We start from the raw sequence: 20314 nt of genomic DNA, 5'->3' as shown, positions 1-20314 counted from the left end.
TGGTCTTATGGCTCGTTTTCGTTTGAGCGGCGTGTGTCTCGGCGTGCTGATAGCCGCGTCTGCACAGGCGACGGCGTCTGCGCAGATTTCTCCGGCTCCTGGAATGTTCTCTGTGAGCGGACCGGTGGTCTTCAGCCAGGTCGGTAATCCGACGATGACCTGCACCGCCGATATGGACATCACGGTGTTTGCGGGCGGAATGACAGGCGCTGTCACGAATTTCAGCTTTTCACCCGGCCACCTGCTGTGTGGAGCCTTTGTTCCCGTGGGGCTTCCCTGGACGGTGAATAGAATTACGCCCGCCACAATGGGGCGATTTGAAATACTGAATTTCGCGATCGTCGGACTTGGTTCTCGTTGCGACAAAGGTCGGCTGATCGTGAGTTGGGACAACTATCCGCCTGCAACGGGCTATGTGACGACAGACGGGTCCATGCCCGGTCATGTTCCGACGATCAGCTATCCAAACGCCGTCTGCAAAATAGAGGGGACCATCACCCAGGTGTCGGGAGCGCCTGTCGAAGTGGACTAGAAGCGAAGCACGTCCTGCCCCGGCTTGCGCGGGGACGGGGTTCGCGAAAGAGTGCCGCCCTCAATGTATCGAGGGGGTTCTTCATGCGTCGTCTTCTGATCTCGTCCGCCGCCGTACTGGCCGTCTGCGCCGCCGCGCCCGTCGTCCTGGCCGAAGGGGCGTCCGCGCCTGCCGCTGCGACAGCGGACAGCCAGACCGAGGATGCGCGGCTGAACGCCTTCTTCGAACAGGCCTATCAGGCGCGGATCGCCCTGAGCCCTCAGGCGATGACGGCCCTGGGTCTGAAGACGGACTACGACAAGCTGGACGACGTGTCCGACGCAGCCTCGGCCCGGTCGCTGGCCCTGCAGGAGGCGCAACTGGCGCAGATGAAGGCCGAGTTCGATCCGGCCCGTCTGAGCGTTCAGAGCCGCCTGTCCTGGCGCCTGTTCGAATACGGGGTGGAGCAGGCGCGCCTGTCGAACCGGTGGCGCGACTGGAACTTCCAGTTCGCGGCCAACGGCAACCCGACCACGGGTCTGCCGGTCTTCATGATCAACAACCACCGGATCGGCAGCGTCGCGGACGCGGAGGCCTATGTCGCCCGCCTGAACGAGGCCGAGCGCTACATGGGTCAGGTCGCGGACACCCTGAAGGCGCGGGCCGCACGGGGCGTGGTCTCGCCCCGCTTCGTCTTCGAGCCCTCGATCGAGAACACCCGGGCTGTGATCGCCGGCGCTCCCTTCGACGGCGGGGCGGACAATCCGGTCTGGGCCGATTTCCAGAAGAAGGTGGGAGCTCTGGACGCCGATCAGGTGACCAAGGATCGGTTGCTGGCCTCCGGGCGGGCGGCCCTGACCGGCCCGTACAAGCGGGGCTATGACACGGTGCTGGCGGCCCTGGATCAGGTGCGGCCGATGGCGGACAGCGACGCCGGGGTGTGGCGGCTGCCGGACGGCGAGGCCTATTACAATGCGCGCCTGCAGCTCTCGACCACCACGGATCTGACGGCGGAGCAGATCCACCAGATCGGCCTGGAGGAGGTCGCCCGCATCCAGGCCGAGATGGAGGTCGTCAAGGCCAAGGTCGGCTTTACCGGTTCGCTGCAGGACTTCTTCGCCTTCCTGAAGACCGATCCGCGCTTCCAGTATCCGAACACGCCGGAGGGCAAGGAACAGTACCTGACCGACGCCCGGGCCTTCATCGCCCAGGTCATGGCCGTGGCGCCCCAGTGGTTCTCCAACCTGCCCAAGGCGGCGCTGGAAGTCCGTGCGGTCGAACCCTTCCGCGAGGCCACGGCCTCCATCGCCTTCTACAACTCGCCGGCGCCCGATGGGTCGCGGCCGGGCATCTACTACGTCAACCTGTCGGACATGACCCAGGTGCTGAAGCCGCAGATCGAGGGCATCAGCTATCACGAGGGCGCGCCGGGCCATCACTTCCAGATCGCCTATGCGCAGGAGATCGAGGGGCTGCCGCGCTTCCGCCGCTTCGGCGGATACGGCGCCTACGCCGAGGGCTGGGGCCTGTACGCCGAGCAGTTGGGCAAGGAGATGGGCTTCTATCAGGACCCCTATTCCGACTTCGGCCGGCTCTCGACCGAGCTGTGGCGGGCGGTGCGCCTGGTGACGGACACGGGCCTGCACGCCAAGCGCTGGAGCCGCGAGCAGGCGATGGACTATTTCCGCCGGAACTCCCTGCTGTCCGAGCGCGACATCCAGAAGGAGGTCGAGCGCTACATCACCAATCCCGGCCAGGCGACCAGCTACAAGATCGGCGAGCTGAAGATCGAGGAGTTGCGCGCCAAGGCCGAGGCGGCGCTGGGCGACCGGTTCGACATCAAGGACTATCACGCCGTGGTCCTGGGCTCCGGCTCGGTGCCGCTGGACGTGCTGGAGGATCAGGTGAACGCCTGGATCGCGGCGGGCGGCGGCAAGCCGACCCTCTGACGGCGGCAGGAGCGTCCTCGGCCTAGGCCGCCGCCGCGCCTTCGGGATCGGCGGCGGCGAGGGCCGGCTGGAATAGGCCCAGCGCCAGGGCCTCGACCACCGGGGTCGCTACTGCGTCCCCCATCAGCTTCAGCGCCGCGCTTTCGCTGGAGGGCAGGCGATAGTCGTCCGCCACGCCCATGAGACGGGCCGCCTCGCGGCCGCTCAGACGCCGCATCGCAACCCGACCGTCTTCGCAGATCAGGACATATTGCCGCGACGAGCCGCCGGAGGGGGTGCGCAGGCAGCCCGCCAGGCCGTCGAAGCGCAATTCCAGCCGCTGGACCTTTCGTCCCCTGACCGTTCGCACGCGGCGGAAGGCGGCGCCGATCCGGCGTTCGCCCGAAGCCAGGATCGTCTCCAGCCGCGCGCGGTGCAGCGGCGACAGCAGGGCCAGCAGGGCCTCGGTCTGATCTGTCTCGAAGACAGGAAGGCCGGGTTCCAGCAGGGCCGAGAGGTCCAGATTGCGGCGCGCGGGGGCGGCCACGGACCACCATGACCAACCGGCCTTCACCATCTCGGGCAGGCGCGCGTGGGCGGCGATCAGGCGCGGCGTGTGGAAGGGGCCGGTCGGTTCCAGGACGGCCGGCCCTTCGGCGCCCCGCATGGCGACGATGAAGAGGCGGGGGCGCGACTGGGGCAGCCACAGGGCCGCGTCCATCTCCAGGGCGCCGACGCGATAGCCGGCCTCGACCATGGCGGCGCAGACGGCGGCGAAGTCGCGGCCCTCGTCCGAGGTCAGCAGGCCGACGACGTTCTCGATAACCACGACGCGCGGGGCCCGGCCCTCGGCGTCCAGCCCCTGCATCAGCTTCCAGAAGCCCCAGAAGGCGCCAGACCGCACGGCCTTCAGGCCGCCGCGCGCGCCCGCCAGACTGACGTCCTGACAGGGCGAGGAGGCCCAGCACAGGTCCGGCGTCCCGGGAACCTGGGCGGGCGTCAGGTCCCAGACATCGCCGTGAGCGAGGGAGACGTCCGCATGGTTGGCGCGAAAGGCCGCGGCCTTCATGGCGTCGATGTCGTTGGCCAGGACGGTGCGGAAGCCCGCCCGGCCCAGGCCCAGGCCCGCCAATCCGCCCCCAGCGAAGAATTCGCAGGCGGTCAGGGGAACGGAAGCGGCTGCGACGCGATTCGTCATGCCGGGCACCATAGAGCCTGATCGGTCGAGGCGGAATCAGGCCTTCGCATCGATCCAGGCGCGATGCGCGTTCGGCGCCTGTCCTTGACCGCGGCCTTCGGCTGCGGTCCATGAAACGAAACTTCACGGAGCTCGCCATGCGTCCCGCCCTTTCTTTCGCCGCCGTCGCCGCCCTGGCCCTGGCCGCCTGTTCCCAGCCCGCGGAGAAGACCGACGCTCCTGCCGCGCCGACGCAGGCGCGCGTCCTGGCCGGCGTCGACCTGGATCAGCCGCTGCGCGTCATGGGGACCGAGCCCTTCTGGGCGGTGGAGATCACGCCCCAGGGCCTGACCTATTCCGGCGTGGACCGCCCGGAACAGAAGGCCGCCAACCCCGGTCCGACCCTGCAGGGCACGGTGGCGAGCTGGACCGCCGAGACCGCCCAAAAGACGCCCCTGGTCGTGACCGTGTCGGCCACCGACTGCTCGGACGGCATGAGCGACCGCATCTATCCTCTGACCGCCAGGGTCGAGATCGGGACGGAAGACCTGACCGGCTGCGCCGCCTCGGTCGCGGCGATCGAGAAGGCCGGGGAGGCGGGGCGCGTCGAATAGGCCGCGCAGGCCGAGACACAGGCGGGCGGGCGTCTGGCGCCCGTCTTGCTGACGGATGGTTTCGCCGCTTAACGCTTCCCAAAGCGGCGTCATGCCAGATTGCGCCCTATGACGCCCGTCCAGACGCCGAACCCCATGCCCGCCGATCTTCGGCCCCTGACCGCCCTGCGGTTCATGGCCGCCCTGTGGGTCGCCCTCTACACCTTCTGGCCCAATCTGGACGTCGGTTTCGTCCCGAACCTGACGGCCAAGGGTTATCTGGGGGTGGAGCTCTTCTTCGTCCTGTCGGGCTTCATCCTCAGCCACGTCTATCTGCAGGCCTTCGCGGAGAAGCGTTTCTCCTATCGCGGCTTCCTGTGGGCGCGGATCGCGCGGATCTATCCGCTGCATCTCTTCACCCTGTTCGGGGTCATGGCCCTGGGGCTGGCGGCGACCTTCGTCGGCATGCAGATCGATTCCGGCATCCTGAGCTGGAAGACCCTTCCGGCCCATCTGCTGATGGTTCACGCCTGGGGCTTCGCCGGCGAGGCCGGCTGGAACCATCCCTCGTGGTCGATCTCGGCCGAGTGGTTCGCCTATCTGACCTTCCCCCTGTTCGCGACCCTGGCCTGGAGCCTGCGCAAGCGGCCGTGGCTGGCGGCGGCGGCGGCGGCCCTCTTCCTGGCGGGCCTCTATGCGGGGTTCGAGCGGGTGGCGGGCTTTCCCCTGACCGAGGCCACCTTCCGCTGGGGCGCGCTGCGGATCGTGCCCTGTTTCGCCTACGGCTGCACCCTCTATCTGGTCTATCGGCGGGCGCCCCTGCCGCGCGCCGGACTTCTGGCCCTGGCGGCGGCGGCGGTCATGATCGCGGCGGCCTCGATCTTCGCCTGGGACGCGGTGACGGTCCTGGCGGCGGGGCTGCTGATCCTGGCCCTGGCCTCCGTACCTAACGAGCGGGCCGGCCTGCTGGCCTCGAGGCCCGCCGTCTACCTGGGCGAGATCAGCTATTCCGTCTACATGATCTGCGCCCCTTGGCAGATTCTCGCGGTCAATCTGGCGGCCCGGGCGACGGGGGCGGAAGACAAGCGACTTCAACTTTTCGTGTGGTTGGGGATAGTTCTCGGCCTGATCGCCGCGGCCGCCGTCACCTATCATCTGGTCGAACGCCCGGCCCGCAAGGCTCTGCGCGGATGGGCCGAGCGCCGCCGCGCCCCTGTGGATCACGGGGCGAAACAGTCGGAAACGGTTCTTCAACCTTCGGACACTATCGTCTAAGGCTTGTCCGCGTTCAGTCGGGAGCACGCCAGATGATGAAACGGCTCACAGCCGCCGCAGTTGCGGCGACCCTAGGATTCTTCGCCCTCGGTCCGACCCAGGCGAAAGCCGACGACCCCTACTGGCAGTGCGTGACCTTCGCCCGCATGTTCTCGGGCATCAATATCTTCGGCGACGCCTGGACCTGGTGGCGTCAGGCCGTGGACAAGTTCCGCACCGGCCGCGCGCCTGAGACGGGCTCGGTCCTGGTCTTCCAGCCCAGCGGCCGCATGAACCGGGGCCATGTGGCCGTGGTTTCCGACGTCCTGACCGACCGCGTGATCCGCGTGACCCACGCCAACTGGGGCGGCAGCCGCGGCAAGGTGGAAGAGAACGTCACCGTGGTGGACGTCTCTCCCTCGGGCGACTGGAGCCGGGTCAAGGTCTGGTACAATCCGATCAACGACCTGGGCACCACCGTCTATCCGACCTACGGCTTCATCTATAACGGGGCGCGCGACGCCTTCGCCAACGGCCGCCAGATGGCCGCCGCCGCCGCGAGCGGCGAGACCCGCGCCGCCAACTGATTTTCCGCCGCTTCCGGGCTGGCCCTTCGGGGCCGATCCGGCGATAGGTGGCGGATGACCGACGCACCCAACGACATTCGCGCCTCCGATATTCGTGGAACGGCCATTGAGACGGCCAAGCACGAGCCGGGCGGCGTCACCTACGCCGGCTATCTGTCGCTCGACACCCTGCTCAGCGCCCAGAACCCGCGGTCCGACCAGCATGACGAGATGCTGTTCGTCATCATCCACCAGACCAAGGAGCTGTGGCTCAAGCAGATCCTGCATGAGACGGCCCTGGCCCAGCGGCTGGTGCGCGCCGGCGATCTGGTGCCCGCCTACAAGAGCCTGGCCCGCGTCAGCCGCATCCAGTCGGTCATGACCCAGAGCTGGGACATCCTGGCCACCATGACCCCGGCCGACTATCTGAAGTTCCGGGGCGACCTGGGCGCCAGCTCGGGCTTCCAGAGCGACCAGTTCCGTCGCCTGGAGACCATGCTGGGCCTGAAGGATCCGCGCTTCCTGCGCTTCCATGCGGAACGGCCCGAGGCCCATGCGGCGCTGGAGGCGGCGCTGAAGGCTCCCAGCCTCTACGACGACGCCCTGCGACAACTGGCCCTGGCCGGCCTGCCGGTCCCGGCCGAGGTGCTGAACCGCGACGTCAGCCAGTCCTATGAAGCGTCCGAGGGCGTAGAGGCGGCCTGGCTGGAGGTCTATCGCGACACCAAGCGCTGGTGGCCCCTGTATCAGTTGGCCGAGAAGCTGGTGGACCTGGACGACGCCCTGCTGACCTGGCGCCACAAGCACGTGGTGACGGTCGAGCGCATCATCGGCCGCCGCCAAGGCACGGGCGGCACCGACGGCGTCGGCTATCTGGTGGAGACGCTGAAGCGTCGCTGCTTCCCCGAGCTCTGGTCGCTGCGCACCAGGCTGTAGGCCCGCAGTCGGTCTGGGCGCGCTCGCGCCGCAGCCGATTTCACAGCGGCGTCATGCCGGCAACCTTCGCTGCTGCGACGGGTTCTTCCCTCGTCAGCAACGGAGATTTCCGATGAGCGGCGACAAGCACGACATCCGGGTCCTGAACGGCCTGATCGAGGGCCTGATCGACAGCGCGGACGGCTACGCCGAGGCGGCGGCCGAAGCTGGGGACCAGGGCTACAAGGCCTGGTTCCAGGCCCGGGCGGACGAGCGCCGCCGTCTGGCGGACGACTTCAAGACCGCGGTGCGTGAACGCGGCGGCGACCCGGAGGAGGACGGCTCCATCCTGGCCAAGGCTCAGCGGGCCTTCATGGACGTGAAGTCGGCCCTGCTGGGCGACTCCGCCTCGGTGATCGGTTCGGTCGAGGGCGGGGAGGACCACCTGAAGGCCCGGTTCGAGCGCGCCATGGCCGACGAAGACCTGTCGGCCACCACCCGCGAAACCATCCGCCGGGCCTACGCCGTGGTGAAGGAGGGGCACGATCAGATGAGCGCCCTGAAGCATAGCCTCGACGCCCGCCGCGACGCCGACAATCCGTTGTATCCGAAGTAAAATCTCCCTCTCCCATCGGGAGAGGGAAAACAAAAAGCCCCGGCGTCTCCGCCGGGGCTTTCGTGTCTTTCAGCGCGGGGCTGAAGCCTGGGATCAGGCCTCGTCGCCGGCCTTTTCGGCCGAACCGGTGACCGGCACGGCGGCGCCCTTGTTCGGGCGGGCCGTCTGGCGCTCGGCGATACGGGCCGACTTGCCGCGACGATCGCGCAGGTAATAGAGCTTGGCGCGACGGACGACGCCGCGGCGCTTCACTTCGATGGACTCGACGTTCGGCGACAGGATCGGGAAGCGACGCTCCACGCCTTCACCGAAGGAAATCTTGCGGACCGTGAAGGTCTCGTTCACGCCGCCGCCGTCACGGGCGATGCAGACGCCTTCGAACGCCTGGATGCGTTCACGCTCGCCTTCCTTGATGCGCACGTTGACGCGCAGGGTGTCGCCGGGCTGGAAGTCCGGGATCGACTTGCCTTCGAGCAGGCGGGCTTTTTCTTCGGCAGCGAGCTGCTGGACGATGTTCATATCTATTCTCCTCGGGCTTTAGCGCCCTTTGCCTTTGATTTGGCGGAGCCAGGCTCCGCGGTCTTGGCGAGATGCGCCGCCCAGAGGTCCGGACGTCGTTCCCGCGTGGTCTCTTCCCGCTGCGCCTCGCGCCATTGAGCGATCTTCCTGTGATCGCCCGACAGCAGCACCTCGGGAATGTCATGCCCCTCGAACGTCCGCGGTCGCGTGTACTGCGGGTGTTCCAGAAGCCCGTCCTCGAAGCTCTCGGACGACAGGCTTTCAGCCGCGCCCAGAACGCCGGGGACCAGTCTTACGCATGCCTCGATCACCACCATGGCCGCCGCCTCGCCGCCGGCGAGCACCGCGTCCCCGACGGAGACCTCCTCGAACCCGCGGGCGTCGAGCACCCGCTGGTCCACCCCCTCGAAACGGCCGCACAGGACGACGATTCCGTCGGCCTTCGCCCATTCCTTCACTCGCGCCTGCGTCAGGGGCCGACCGCGTGCGCTCATGTACAAAACCGGCCGAGGCGGGCCTTCGAGACTGTCTAAGGCCCGGGCCACCACGTCCGCTTTCAACACGGCTCCAGGGCCGCCACCCGCAGGGGTGTCGTCCAGGAAGCCGCGCTTATCTTCGGAAAAGCCCCGGATGTCCAGCGTTTCCAGCGACCACAGCCCCTTCTCGCGCCAGGCCGTGCCGATCAGCGACACGCCGAGCGGTCCGGGGAAGGCCTCGGGGAACATGGTCAGGACGGTGGCGGTGAAGGGCATGGCGGCGGCTCATACACCAGAAAGCCGGAAAAATCCGACCCTCTGAACGCAATCATGACGGATGCGCGGCCGGCAGGAGAAAGGAAGGGGGCGGGAGAGGCTCAGTAGGGAGCGTCGTCTTCCGCTTCGTCGCGGCCGGGATCCAGGCGGTTGTCGACCCGGTCATCCCAACCCTCGCGGTCGGAACGGAAGGCCAGGGCCATGAGCAGCCAGGACAGGCCGACGGTTCCCAGGACCCCCAGTCCCATGGCGATCCAGCCGTGGATCGACATGGCGCCGCCGCCGATCAACCGCCAGTAGCCGGCCAGGCCGAGGGTAGAGGCGGCGGCGATGAAAAGCGCGAGGCCGAGGGAGAGCAGAAAGCGCCGGAGGCGGCTCGCCGGTCGTCCCTCGACCTCGGTGGTCTTCATCGGTTCAGATCAGCGCTGGACCCACTGGCCGGCGGCGTTCTTGTACCACTGGCCCGAGCTGATGCGGCCCAGCAACTGGGTTTCGAACATCCGGGCGCCGGCCACTTCGGCCGAGGTGCCGGCGTCGGCGGCGCTGCGGGCGTAGGCCTGGCGGCGGCCGGCGTTGGTGGCGCTGACGGCGGCCTGGGTGTCGGCGTTCACCGATGTGCGGACGCCGAGGTAGCCGTCGGCCTGTTCGCCGACCGAGCCGGCGGCCTTGGCCTGGTCGACCAGGGTCTTCTGCGCGGCGGTCTGGGCCACGGCGGCGCCGGCGGCGACGCCCAGGGCGGCGGCTGCGGCGACGGCGACGAAGAGCTTGCGATGGTTCATGTTCAGCCCCTTTCTACGATCAGAACAGGTTGGGGTTTTCGCGCAGGAGGTTTTGCAACTCCTGGTCGAGCTTGATGCGGATGTCAGCGTCCAGCTTGGCGTAGATCTGCAGCGGTTCGCTGAATTTGATGTTCACCGTGGGCGCGCACGCGGCGACGCTGACGGCGGCGAGGCCGAGCAGGGCGATCTGACGCTTGCTGATCATGTGGGCCGATCTCCAAAGGCGGCGATGAAACTCGTGGCGATCTAACGCCTTTGTGCGTGAACGGGTTCTGAACAAAGCGAAGCCTTAGCTCAAGGTCTTTGACTCAAGGTCTTGTCGAAGGCGCGTCGGCGGCGCGGCTGGACCGGCCCCATTCCAGCAGGTCGGACACGATCTGGTTGGCGTTCCAGGTGGTGTCCAGCGTCAGGTCGATGGGGGTGTCGGAGGGCAGGTTCAGCTTCTTGTTGAGGAAGTCGCGCCGGATCAGCTCCATGAAGGTCAGGCGAAGCTGCTCGCGCTGGGGCGGATCGTGGCGGCCGTTGATGCGGAAGCGGACGCCCAGGCGGCCTTCGTCGAGGCTGTTCACCTCGGCGGACAGGTCCTTGATCGCCAGTTCCTGCATGGCCTGATAGGCCAGATCCTGCATGGTGTTGGGCGGCAGGGCCGCGTCGCCCCCGCCCCCGGCGGCGAGGTCGTCGAAGACCTCGGGCTTGATCGACAGACGGCCGGGGCGCACGGCGTTCAGCACGCCGCCGACGATCCGCCAGCCCTGTTCGGCCGAATAGGTGAAGGGCAGTCGGCCGGACACCACGGCGTCCAGTTCGGCCTTTTCCTGCAGGTTGGCGCTCTTGAGCAGTTCGTTGAGCTGGACCTGTTCGACCACGATGGTCCCGCCCCAGGCCTGGCCGGGGGTCAGGGGGATGTCGAAGGGCTCGACGCTGATGCGGCCGCCTGCCGCCTCGATCTTGCCGCCGCCCAGCATCAGGGCCTTCTCGTCCAGGCCGAAGCGCAGCTCCAGGCCCGACAGGGGGGTGACCGCCTGCAGGGTGTCGACCGTCAGAACCTGATCCGGGGCGGTGATCAGGGGCGTCAGACTGGTGAACTCCACCCGGCCCTTCAGGCCCTTGACCTTGCCCGCCGGGCTTTCGAAGTCCAGGCCGGACGTGGTCAGCAGGCCGGAGCTGGTCGAGGTCGTGGGCGACCAGTCGAAACGGCCGGCGAAGGCGGCCGTCCCCTCGACCGGAGCCTTCATGTAGTCGGCGACCAGGGGGCTGAGATCGGCGGGTTGCAGGCCGCCCTGGGCGAAGGTCAGGGCGGGGGCGCTGATGGTCACGCCCCCCGCCTCGGCCTTGCCGTCGTGGCGCAGGTCGATGCGGCCGACCGCATGGCCCAGGCGCGACAGGTCGAAGCCGCCGCTCCAGACGTCGGCGGCCAGGCGGGCTTCGCCGGCGGCGGTCAGGGGCAGGAAGCGCTGGGGCGTCGTGACGTCGGCGGCCAGGGCGCGGCTGACGGCGGCGGTCATCGACAGGCCGGCGGGCTTGCCGTCCACGACCAGGTCGCCCTCGGCCTCGCTGAAGCGCATGGCCAGGAAGGGGGCGACGGCGGTCACGTCCGCGAGCCTGCCCTGGGCGCGCCAGCCCCCGTCGGCGACGACGATCAGGGGGGCATCCGAGGGGCAGAAGCGGCCGGAAACCTCGGTCACGTCGTTCTCGCCCAGTTCGAGCCGCTCGACGCTGACGGGAATGCAGTCCTGGGCCGTGTAGGTCAGGCGGCCGCCGCTGGAGGCCAGTTCGCCCGTCGTGGTCAGGGCGATGTTGCGGCCGGGGCCGAAGTCGAGGGCGGCCTGGCCGTTCAATTGGGCGCGGAAGCCGCCGTGCGACAGGCTCCAGGACGGAATGTCGATCCGGGCCTCGGGCAGGCCGCCGCCGCGCTCGGCCGTGAGGGTCAGGGCGCCGCCGCCGTCGCGTTCAGGCTCGGCCGCGAACAGGGGCGTGGCCGCGGGGGACAGACGCAGCAGGCCGCCGTTGGCCGGGCGCGCCGTGATCGGCTGGGTCAGGGTCAGCTCGGTCCCCGCATTGCCCGTGGCGAAGCGGACGCCGGGCGCGTCGACGGCGAAGTCCGACAGGGCGCGCTTCAGCTCCGCCATCTCGGGCAGGTCGTCCTTGGCGAGGCCGCCCAGGCCGTTCCAGGCGCCGCGCGAGGCCGACAGGGCGCCGACGGCGGAGATGCGGGTTACGCTGTCGCGGACCACGTCCAGGGCCAGCCGGCCCCGCGCGCCGTTCAAGGTCAGGTCGCCAGCCGCCAACTGGGCGGCGGACAGGGCCAGGGGGCCTTCGATCTCGAAGGCGTCGTCGTGGCCGCCGGCCGTCAGGGCGACGGTGGAGAGGACGGCGCCGGTCAGCCGGGTCTCGCCCGAGGCGGCCGAGGCCAGACGGACCACGGCGGGCGAGGACAGTCGCCACTCCAGCCCCTTTTCCCGGCGCGTCAGGCTGATGTCGGCGCGGTTCAGGGCCAGGTCGGCGCCGCGCGCCGTCAGGTTCGGGCCGGTCAGGCGCTGGGCCTGGATCTGGGTGCGCCCCCGGCCTTCCAGATGGAAGGCGTCGAGCCAGCCCTGGACCTGGCCGTCGAAGCCCAGGTCGACCGTCGCGCCCTGGCCCGTCATCCCGGCGCCGTTCAGGGCGTCGGCCGTCAGTCGTCCGGCGAGCACGGCCTTGCCGTCGCCCTTGCGGGTCTTGAGGTCGGGGTAGGACAGGTCGCCGGTCAGGCTGAGGACCGCTCCCTGGCCGCCCAGGTCCTGGCCGGCGGGGTCCTTGAGAGCGAAGCGTTCGGCCTGGGCGTCGATCTTCAGGGTCACGCGATCGCCGACGGTGGTCAGGTCCACGACCGCGCCGAGGCCGCGAGCCTCGGTCGTTCCGCTCTTGAGCGAGGCGGCGGGCAGGCGGGCGTTCAGCCGCATCAGCTTGCCGTCGTCGATGCGGGCGTCGGCCAGGAGTTGAAGCGGGCCGTATTCGGTGTCGATGCGGGCGCGGCCCGTCTCGACGATCACCAGAGGCGCGCGCGTGTCGGGACGGGGCGGCTTGCCGGTGAACTCCTCGATCAGGGGGTCGAGGGAGCCGAGCGACAGCTTTCCGCCCTTCCAGGCGGCGCGGACCAGGGGGCGGACCAGGCGGATGCGGCTGGGGGTCACGCCCAGGCCGGTCTTCGACCAGGGCATGCCCAGGGCGTAGTCGACCTCAACTCGTTCGACGCGGAAGTCGGGATTGCGCGGGTCGCCGATCGTCACCTTGCCGACGAAGCCGTCGACCTCCAGTTGCTCGACCTCGACGTCGGCGTCTATGCCACGCCGGTCCAGCCAGCCGACCAGCAGTTCTCGCGCCGCCGCGCGGCGGTTCAGGTAGAGGGCGGCCGCCAGGACGACGAGCAGCAGCAGGACGATCAGCAGGCCGGTGGAGGCCGTCCGCAACGCGGAACGCGACTTGCGGCCCGGCTTGGCCTTGGAACGGGCTTGAGGCCGGGGCTGGGGGTCAGGGGCGTCGTCGGTCAAGGGCGCTCGGCGTCCGTCGGCGGATGGAGGGGCAACAACGCCACAGAATGCGCGAGAGCGACAGTTGTTGCTGCGTAGTCACTGCGGCGTGTCGGTGCGGTCACTGTTCAGCAGAGCAAGGCGACAAAAGGGCGGGGCGCGGCGAAAGATTCAATCGCTTCAGTGGAATACTTGATTTTGGCGCACGGAATTTAACGTTTTGTAACGTCCCTGCTTCCCAAGATGGGACGTGCGGGCTATATGGCTCGCTTCGCGTCGGGGGCGAGCCTGGGCGCGTCCGTGATTCGAAGGGTTGGCGCCGATCGGGCGTCGTCGTTTGCCGGGGACCGATGGCTCAGTTCGATCCGCGCCGCCAGCCGATGCGGCTAGCGCCGCATATCCTGACGACCGCCGCCGCAGTGACCATCGCCTTCACGGCGGGTCGTGCATATGAACCCGCTCGCGCGGAAGAGGTTCCGGCCCTGACGTCGGAGCAGATCGCCTACCTGGAGACCCAGGCCTACGCCGCCGCTGGCGCGCCGGCCGGTCTGACCGCCCCGGAATCCATCGCCGTTCAGATTCGCCGCGGCGAAACCTTCGAGCAGGCTGTTCGCCGCACCGGCATCGGCGCCGAAGAAGCCAGCGCCGTGGCCGCCACCATCGCCAGCGCCTTCGACCTCAGCGACATGCGCGCGGGCCTGAAGTTTGAAACGGCCGTGTCCAAGCCGCGCGGCGGCCGGGGCGACGCCCGCCTGATCGGCCTGACCATGCGCACCGGCCCGGCCAGCCAACTGACGGTTTCGCGCAGCTTCGACGGCGCGCTTCGCCTGCGCGCCCTGGACGAGAAGGTGACGCAGGAGACCGTGGTCGCCCGCGACAAGGTCCAGCGCTCCCTGTCGGCGTCGGCCCGCGAACTGGGCGCCACCTCGGCGGTGGTCCGCCGCGCCAGTCAGCTGTTCGCCCACAAGTTCGACATGCAGCGCGACGTGCGCGCCGCCGACGAATTCACCCTGGTCTTCGACCGCTCCGTGACCGAGGCGGGCCGCACGGTGGAAACTGGCGAACTGCTCTACGCCGAGCTGAAGGGCCACGCCTTCTATCGCTATCAGCCCGCGGGCTCGAGCACGGCGCAATATTTCGACGCCACGGGCAAGAACACGCGCACCGCCATGATGCGCACCCCGCTGCAGAGCTTCCGCCGGGTCAGCTCCAACTTCGGCGTCCGCACCCACCCCATCTCGGGCTATCGCAAGATGCACCAGGGGATGGACTTCGCCGCCACCACCGGCACGCCCGTCGTGGCGCCCGCCGACGGCGTGGTCGTCGAAGCCCGTCGCTGGGGCGGTTACGGCAACTGGCTGCGCATCCGCCACGCCAACGGCCTGGAAAGCGGCTACGGCCACCTGTCGCGCTATGGTTCGGGAATCCGCGCCGGCCAGCGCGTGTCGCAGGGTCAGGTCGTCGCCTATGTCGGCTCGACCGGCGCCTCGACCGGCCCGCACCTGCACTATGAGATCTGGCGCAACGGTCAGCGGATCAATCCCTCGGGCATCAAGACCCAGGAAGGCACCGTCCTGGCGGGCGCCGATCTGGCCGCCTTCCGCGCCGAGAAGTCGCGGATCGATCGCATCATCGCCGCCGGCGGCCAGCGCCGCCCGGTGGTGCAGCAGGCTGCATCCGGCCTTCGTTCGATCGAAGGCTGACGCCCGAAGTCTGACGCCGACGGGGGCGCGTCCCCCGTTTCGCTCCAGCGCATTCCCCTATCCGACCAGCTTGGGCGTGTGGCCGTCACTGGGGCATTGTATGGCCAGGACCTGGACGTCGGCCTCGCCCAGCTTGACGCCCAGCAGGTCCAGCAGGGGCTGGACTACGCCGTCCAGCACGGGGCCGAGCGGCGTCAGCAGAACGCCCAGGGCCTTGACCAGGCCGCCCAGGCCGATCGCCAGGGGACCCAGTTCGACGTCGGCGTCCAGGCGTGTCAGCAGGCTGACGATCAGGCCGTTGACGAAGCCGCGCGACTGCACCGACTTCACCTTCTTCTGATCGATGTCGACCTTGTTGAAGGCGGTCTCGGTCCAGTTCTCGTCGGAGACCTTCAGGTCGGCGCCGGCGGTCAGCTTCACCAGGCTCAGGACGTTGAGCACGGTCGCGCGCGACGCGACCAGTTCGGTCTTGAAATCCTTCAGCTTGGTCTCGTCGATGACGCCGATCTGGGCGCGGGCCACGCCGGGGCGTACGGCCAGGGTCACCGTCTTTGAGGCGTCGCAGTTGATCCGGGCCAGCTTGGCCTCGGAGGCGGCGGCCTCGACCAGGATGGGCAGCTTGACCTGGGCCAGGCCGGACAGGGCCTGGGCCGTGGTCACCTTCAGATAGATGCGGGTCTGGGTGGTGCGGATGATGGGCTCGCCCTTGTCGGTGACGGTCAACCAGGCGGAGTTGTTCGGCCGCTCGCCTATGGCCACCATGACGTCCAGGTCGGCTATGCCCGTGCGCACGCCTGCGTCCACGGCCAACTGCCGGTTCTTGTTGGCCGTCTCCAGGGTGGCCATGACCATGTCCATGGCCGAGACATCGACGTTCAACGCCTCGCGTAGGCCCTTGCGCGACAGGGCGTCGACGCCGATCAGCTCGCTGAGCTTCAGCTTGGCGTCCACGGGCGCGCGGGTCAGCTTGCTGAGCACGCTTTTGGCGTCGGAACCGGCCACGGCTTCCAGCACCTTCAGGGCGCGTCCGGCGGTGATCTCCTGGTTCAGCAGGGCGTCGTAGTCGCCGGCCGCCAGGCCCAGGTCGGTGGCCAGGGCGTCCGAGAAGGACAGAAGATTGACCTGGGCCCCGGCCAGGTTGCGATAATCCATCACCGTCAGGGAGACGTTGCTGCCCAGCAGGCCCGACAGCAGGGCATTGGCCAGGCCGCCGTCCACGCTGGCCAGGCGCGTGCCGATGGAGAACATGGCCTGGGGCTTGCCGCTGGGGATGGCGGCGGTCGCGGTGCGGCTGACCGGCACGGTCTCGCGACGCAGGATCCAGCGACCGAAGAAGAGGGGGGCGGGGGCGGTGATCTGGACTCGGGCGGCGTTCGGCGTCGCCGCGCCGGGGCTGAAGCGATTGGCGGGCGCCAGGCGCGGATCGGCGACATAGGCGCCCTTCTGCACATTGACCGTCTGGACGTCCGTGAGATTGGCCTGGGCCGTGGCTCGGGCGGCGAGGTCGGCCCGGGTCAGGTCGTGGGCCGCCGCCATGGCCGAAAGATCGGCTGCGCCCTGGACCTGCCGCGCCTTCAGGGAAACGGATCCCAGGTCGATCGCCACGGCGGCGACGATGCAGAAAAGGCCGGCCATGGCGGCGGTGACGATAGTCACCCCGCCGTCTTCGTTTCGGATCACGCCGCGGGTCTTCATGTCAGTAGCCCCCCAGGCGGACAGTCGCGGTGCGGCGAATGATGCGCGGCGGCGAGGGGACGAGGCCTGACAAGGCCATCAAGGGATGCTGGCGGATGTCATAGGCGACGTTGACGCGGATGACGTTGGGATCGGCCTGGATCTCCACCGTCGTCTTCTGAGTGTCCAATCCCATGCTCGGGGCCTGGGAGGTGACGAAGGCGCGCGCCAGTTGCTCGCGCTCGGTCGGGTCCAGGCCAGCTATGGCGGTGCGGGCCGCCTCGGTGGCCAGGGACTGGACCGAATGGGCCATCCAGAACCAGCCGCCATAGATGATCATGCCGAACATCATGACGACCAGAACAGGGGCGACGATGGCGAATTCTATCGCGGCTACGCCCCGGCGATCGCTCCAGAAACGCGGAGAAAAACGGCTTCGCTTCATGACCAGCTCCCGCTTTTTGCGGTGATCAATCTACAAATAACACCGTTAAACGGTGATGAAGGGGCGATCAAAAAAATGAACGCCGGAAGCGGTCACGTGAGGCGGTCGTGGAATTCTTTCGGAAATACGCCCGGCGGCGTTGACGGACCGCCCGCCGCAAAGGCATGAAAACAATGGCTCTGCGGGTATAGTTCAGAGGTAGAACGTCAGCTTCCCAAGCTGAATGTCGGGGGTTCGATTCCCCCTACCCGCTCCAGCCCTAGTCGAAATCCGGGTCAGGGTGGCGGGCGCCTCTATGGCCTAGGCGACCAGTTCCGTCAGCATCCAGCGCTTGAAGGCCTCGGCGTCGATGGAGAGGCCGAAGCTGACGGTCGAGCCCAGGATGTAGAACCAGCCGTTCCCAGGGCGGGCTTCCAGCCAGGCGGCCATGCGGGCGGCGGCGTCGGGGCCTCGGTCAGGCAGACTCATGGTCGTGACCCGTTCGCGGACACGACCCCATTCGGCGGGGGTCAGGCGTTTCATCGGACGGATAGACGGCGGTTCGCCCGTCGTGTCGAGACGGGTGTGACGCTTCTCAACAGTTGAATGCGACGGGCCTCAGTTCGTGCGCGGAGCGACGGGCAGGGCGGGCTGCGGCGCGGGCGGTGCTGCGGCTGCGGCGGCCTTGATCTCCGCGTCGGCCAGACCGGGCGCCAGGGCCATGAAGGCTGCGGCGGCGCCGGCCGACAGGGCCAGGACGGCGACCACGACATAGGCGACCACGGACCGATTCTTCCGGCGACGGAAGCTTCCGGCCCTCAGGTTGCGGATGATGACGAAGGGGCGCCGGTTGAAGGCCTCGGAGCCCATGATGTTGTGTTGCGACAAGAACGCGCTCCCCGACTGTCCGGACATGGATCAGTTCAGAGAGCGGTCCCGTGAGGCCAAAGGATGGCGAACGCCGATAGGATTTTGAGGGCGGAGATCAGCCGCCCAGGGTGACGGAGACCATGCGGCCGCCGCGCGTCTGGACCCGCTTCATCAGGACCATGACGTCGTCGCCCGCCTTGACCGGCGAGATCAGATACCAACTGCCGTCGGGCAGGCCGGTGAAGCTGAAGGCGTCGGCGGAACAGGCCTGGGCCCGTTCGAAGGAGCGATAGTCGGCGCCCTGTTCCCCGGCGGAGCGGGTGCGGACCACGGCGGCCGGGATGGCGGCGCGCTCGGTCGAGCCGTAGAGGCGCTGCATGCGGGCGCGGGTATAGCCGGTGTCGGGGATCAGGCCGACATTGCCGACGCAGTGGAAGTCGCGGCCGTCCTGGGCGAAGGCGACGCGGCCCTCGATCGAGGCCTGGCCGGAGCGCGTGGACCAGCCGAAGGCCTCGGCGCTAAAGGCGCCGGTGTCGACCGGCCCGGTCGGCGTGGTGGCGCAGGCGGCCAGGGTAAGGGCGCCGATCAGGGCGGCGGACAGCGCGATCGGACGCGAGGCGAGGCGGAACGACATTGAGGCAGGCTCCGGGAGGCTTCTCGTTTCAGACCCAAAGGGCATGACCCGGCGGAAGGAAGCGAGTCAAGGTTGCCCGTCTGCTTCCGCTGCGTCACAACAGCGCCGGAGATCGGGCGCACAGAACGTCCGAGTAATGTTTTCAGGGACTTCATGACCGTCACCATCGACGACATCCGGGCGGCGCAGTCGCGCATCGCCGGCCAGGTCGACCGCACGCCCGTCCGTTATTCCCGCCGCCTGTCGCAACTGACCGGCGCGGAGATCTGGATCAAGTTCGACAACCTGCACTTCACCGGCAGCTTCAAGGAGCGCGGCGCGCTGAACCGCCTGCTGCAACTGACGCCGGATGAGAAGAAGCGCGGCGTCGTCGCCGCCTCGGCCGGCAACCACGCCCAGGCCCTGGCCTATCACGGCGGCCGTCTGGGCGTGCCGGTGACCATCGTCATGCCCGAGGGCACCCCCTTCGTGAAGGTGGACGGCACCCGCGCCCACGGCGCAAACGTCGTCATCCACGGTCTCGATTTTTCAGGCTCGACCGAGGAGGCCAAGCGGCTGCAGGCCGAGCACGGCTATGTCTTCGTCTCGGCCTTCGACGATGAGGGCATCGTGGCGGGCCAGGGGGTCTGCGGCCTGGAGTTCGTCGAGGACGCGCCGGATCTGGACGCCCTGATCATCCCCATCGGCGGCGGCGGCCTGATCGCCGGCAGCGCCATCGCCGCCAAGGCGATGAAGCCGGACATCAAGATCTTCGGCGTCGAGGCCGCCCGCTATCCCTCCTTCACCGCGCGTCGTCGCGGCGAGCCGGCCAAGTGCAGCGGGCAGACCATCGCCGAAGGCATCGCCATCAAGGCCGTGGGAGAAATCCCCTTCGCCCTGGCTGACGGTTTGATCGACGAGGTCTTCGTCTGCGAGGAGGCCGACTTCGAAAAGGGCGTGGCCCTGCTGGCGACGCTGGAGAAGACGGTGGCCGAGGGCGCCGGCGCCGGCGGCCTGGCCGCCGTCCTGGCCAATCCGGAGCGGTTCAAGGGCATGAAGGTCGGGATTGAGCTGACCGGCGGCAATATCGACGCCCGCATGCTGGCCGTGGTGCTGAACCGTGAAATGGTCCGCGAGAAGCGACTGATCGTCTATCGCATCCTGGGCGACGACCGTCCGGGCATGCTGTCGGCCATGGCCGCCGTGATCGGCGGGCTGGGCGGCAACATCATCGACGTGGTGCACAACCGGCTGGCGCTGGACGTGCCCGCCAAGGGGGCGGAGTTCGACATCATGGTCGAGACCCGCGACGCCCGACATGCCGAGGAAATCGGCGAAGCCCTCAAGGAACGCGGCTATGAACTTCGCATGGGCTAGGCCCGCACTCGTCGCGGCTGCGGCCGCGTCTCTGCTGGCTGTCGCCGCCTGCAACCGCCAGCCCGCCGTGTCCGACGCGGACCTGGCGAAGAACGCGGAAGAAGCCGCCGCCTTCATGAAGACCAACGCCTCGGCGGAGGGGGTGAAGACCCTGCCGTCGGGCCTGCAGTACAAGGTGGTCGCCAGCGGCCCGGCGGGCGGCGTCCATCCCGACAGCAACGACCTGGTGCGCGTCGATTACGAAGGCAGCCTGGTCGACGGCACGGTCTTCGACAGCTCGTTCAAGCGCGGCGCCCCGGCGGTCTTCTCGCCCGAGGGCGTGGTGCCGGGCTGGACCGAGGCCCTGCAACTGATGAAGCCCGGCGACGAATGGCTGCTCTATCTGCCGCCCGAGCTGGGCTATGGCGAAGCGGGCGGTCCGCCGATGATTCCGGGCAACGCCGTCCTGGTGTTCCGGCTGAAGCTGCTGGACGTGGCGCCTGTGCCGGGCGGCGGCCGAGGCGTGGGCGAGGCCGCGGTCTGACGTTCTGCCTTCTC

At 68.6% G+C, this 20314-nt stretch carries 22 protein-coding genes and 1 tRNA gene; 11 read left to right on the top strand and 12 right to left on the bottom strand.

All coding sequences use genetic code 11. The features are described 5' to 3' along the window. Window positions 1-7: 7 nt before the first annotated feature. Entirely contained in the window at window positions 8-532 is a 525-nt protein-coding gene (locus ABIE19_RS08650; protein ID WP_354088759.1) for a PraA/PraB family alkane oxidation protein activator, read from the top strand. A gap of 83 nt (window positions 533-615) precedes the next feature. Further along, a complete protein-coding gene (locus tag ABIE19_RS08645) occupies window positions 616-2460 on the top strand; it encodes a DUF885 domain-containing protein (protein ID WP_354088758.1) in 1845 nt (614 codons plus the stop codon). Window positions 2461-2482: 22 nt separating this feature from the next. Here ABIE19_RS08645 and ABIE19_RS08640 read toward each other — a convergent pair whose 3' ends face one another. After that, on the bottom strand, window positions 2483-3637 hold the full coding sequence (locus tag ABIE19_RS08640; protein WP_354088757.1) for a DNA cytosine methyltransferase: 1155 nt from the start codon (window positions 3635-3637) through the stop codon (window positions 2483-2485). Between the two features lie 137 nt (window positions 3638-3774). On the opposite strand from ABIE19_RS08640, the gene ABIE19_RS08635 reads away from it, so the two are divergent. The 5 genes from ABIE19_RS08635 to ABIE19_RS08615 all read left to right on the top strand — a co-directional run bounded on the left by ABIE19_RS08635 (window position 3775) and on the right by ABIE19_RS08615 (window position 7560). Then, the gene (locus ABIE19_RS08635; protein WP_354088756.1) at window positions 3775-4230 is read left to right on the top strand and encodes a COG3650 family protein; all 456 of its coding nucleotides are present in this window, start codon (window positions 3775-3777) and stop codon (window positions 4228-4230) included. A gap of 108 nt (window positions 4231-4338) precedes the next feature. Next, window positions 4339-5484 carry an acyltransferase family protein gene (locus ABIE19_RS08630; protein WP_354088755.1) on the top strand — a complete coding sequence of 382 codons (1146 nt, stop codon included), beginning with the start codon at window positions 4339-4341 and terminating at the stop codon, window positions 5482-5484. Window positions 5485-5516: 32 nt separating this feature from the next. Next, window positions 5517-6050 carry a CHAP domain-containing protein gene (locus ABIE19_RS08625; protein ID WP_354088754.1) on the top strand — a complete coding sequence of 178 codons (534 nt, stop codon included), beginning with the start codon at window positions 5517-5519 and terminating at the stop codon, window positions 6048-6050. Window positions 6051-6104: 54 nt separating this feature from the next. Next, window positions 6105-6965, top strand: a complete 861-nt coding sequence (locus ABIE19_RS08620; protein WP_354088753.1) for a tryptophan 2,3-dioxygenase — start codon at window positions 6105-6107, stop codon at window positions 6963-6965. A gap of 112 nt (window positions 6966-7077) precedes the next feature. Further along, window positions 7078-7560: a PA2169 family four-helix-bundle protein gene (locus ABIE19_RS08615; RefSeq protein ID WP_354088752.1), complete on the top strand. Its 483-nt coding sequence runs from the start codon at window positions 7078-7080 to the stop codon at window positions 7558-7560. Between the two features lie 93 nt (window positions 7561-7653). On the opposite strand, the gene rplS is transcribed toward ABIE19_RS08615, so the two are convergent. The 6 genes from rplS to ABIE19_RS08585 all read right to left on the bottom strand — a co-directional run bounded on the left by rplS (window position 7654) and on the right by ABIE19_RS08585 (window position 13137). Beyond that, a complete protein-coding gene (gene rplS / locus ABIE19_RS08610; protein ID WP_354088751.1) occupies window positions 7654-8079 on the bottom strand; it encodes a 50S ribosomal protein L19 in 426 nt (141 codons plus the stop codon). A 2-nt stretch (window positions 8080-8081) separates the two neighbouring features. Then, complete coding sequence (trmD, locus tag ABIE19_RS08605) at window positions 8082-8831, bottom strand: tRNA (guanosine(37)-N1)-methyltransferase TrmD (protein WP_354088750.1); 750 nt, start codon at window positions 8829-8831, stop codon at window positions 8082-8084. Between the two features lie 101 nt (window positions 8832-8932). Beyond that, window positions 8933-9241 (bottom strand): amastin family protein, encoded by a 309-nt coding sequence (locus tag ABIE19_RS08600; RefSeq protein ID WP_354088749.1) that lies wholly within the window; start codon window positions 9239-9241, stop codon window positions 8933-8935. Between the two features lie 9 nt (window positions 9242-9250). Beyond that, window positions 9251-9610, bottom strand: coding sequence for a YdbL family probable chaperone protein (locus tag ABIE19_RS08595; RefSeq protein WP_354088748.1), 360 nt, complete (start codon window positions 9608-9610; stop codon window positions 9251-9253). 19 nt (window positions 9611-9629) lie between these two features. Next, window positions 9630-9815 (bottom strand): YnbE family lipoprotein, encoded by a 186-nt coding sequence (locus ABIE19_RS08590; RefSeq protein WP_207824933.1) that lies wholly within the window; start codon window positions 9813-9815, stop codon window positions 9630-9632. A gap of 103 nt (window positions 9816-9918) precedes the next feature. Continuing rightward, window positions 9919-13137: an intermembrane phospholipid transport protein YdbH family protein gene (locus tag ABIE19_RS08585; protein ID WP_354088747.1), complete on the bottom strand. Its 3219-nt coding sequence runs from the start codon at window positions 13135-13137 to the stop codon at window positions 9919-9921. Window positions 13138-13466: 329 nt separating this feature from the next. Between ABIE19_RS08585 and ABIE19_RS08580 the strand changes: the two genes are divergently transcribed. After that, a complete protein-coding gene (locus ABIE19_RS08580) occupies window positions 13467-14819 on the top strand; it encodes a M23 family metallopeptidase (RefSeq protein ID WP_354088746.1) in 1353 nt (450 codons plus the stop codon). A 57-nt stretch (window positions 14820-14876) separates the two neighbouring features. Here ABIE19_RS08580 and ABIE19_RS08575 read toward each other — a convergent pair whose 3' ends face one another. Next, a complete protein-coding gene (locus ABIE19_RS08575; RefSeq protein WP_354088745.1) occupies window positions 14877-16499 on the bottom strand; it encodes a TadG family pilus assembly protein in 1623 nt (540 codons plus the stop codon). A 16-nt stretch (window positions 16500-16515) separates the two neighbouring features. Beyond that, the gene (locus ABIE19_RS08570) at window positions 16516-16938 is read right to left on the bottom strand and encodes a TadE/TadG family type IV pilus assembly protein (RefSeq protein WP_354088744.1); all 423 of its coding nucleotides are present in this window, start codon (window positions 16936-16938) and stop codon (window positions 16516-16518) included. A gap of 181 nt (window positions 16939-17119) precedes the next feature. On the opposite strand from ABIE19_RS08570, the gene ABIE19_RS08565 reads away from it, so the two are divergent. Beyond that, window positions 17120-17194: transfer RNA gene (locus ABIE19_RS08565), tRNA-Gly, on the top strand. 44 nt (window positions 17195-17238) lie between these two features. On the opposite strand, the gene ABIE19_RS08560 is transcribed toward ABIE19_RS08565, so the two are convergent. The 3 genes from ABIE19_RS08560 to ABIE19_RS08550 all read right to left on the bottom strand — a co-directional run bounded on the left by ABIE19_RS08560 (window position 17239) and on the right by ABIE19_RS08550 (window position 18421). Further along, a complete protein-coding gene (locus ABIE19_RS08560) occupies window positions 17239-17406 on the bottom strand; it encodes a hypothetical protein (protein ID WP_354088743.1) in 168 nt (55 codons plus the stop codon). Between the two features lie 129 nt (window positions 17407-17535). Further along, entirely contained in the window at window positions 17536-17805 is a 270-nt protein-coding gene (locus tag ABIE19_RS08555) for a hypothetical protein (RefSeq protein WP_354088742.1), read from the bottom strand. Window positions 17806-17902: 97 nt separating this feature from the next. Next, window positions 17903-18421, bottom strand: coding sequence for a hypothetical protein (locus ABIE19_RS08550; RefSeq protein ID WP_354088741.1), 519 nt, complete (start codon window positions 18419-18421; stop codon window positions 17903-17905). Between the two features lie 153 nt (window positions 18422-18574). Between ABIE19_RS08550 and ABIE19_RS08545 the strand changes: the two genes are divergently transcribed. Together ABIE19_RS08545 and ABIE19_RS08540 are read left to right on the top strand one after the other, a co-directional pair. Then, the gene (locus ABIE19_RS08545; RefSeq protein WP_354088740.1) at window positions 18575-19777 is read left to right on the top strand and encodes a threonine ammonia-lyase; all 1203 of its coding nucleotides are present in this window, start codon (window positions 18575-18577) and stop codon (window positions 19775-19777) included. Then, window positions 19758-20300: an FKBP-type peptidyl-prolyl cis-trans isomerase gene (locus ABIE19_RS08540; protein WP_354088739.1), complete on the top strand. Its 543-nt coding sequence runs from the start codon at window positions 19758-19760 to the stop codon at window positions 20298-20300. The genes ABIE19_RS08545 and ABIE19_RS08540 overlap by 20 nt, the downstream gene beginning before the upstream one ends. Window positions 20301-20314 lie beyond the last annotated feature (14 nt).

The organism is Brevundimonas faecalis (assembly GCF_040549405.1).
In the GTDB taxonomy this organism is placed as follows: Bacteria; Pseudomonadota; Alphaproteobacteria; order Caulobacterales; family Caulobacteraceae; genus Brevundimonas; species Brevundimonas faecalis.
Note: the sequence above shows the minus strand (reverse complement) of the source record. Positions and strands in the feature narration are given on the sequence as shown.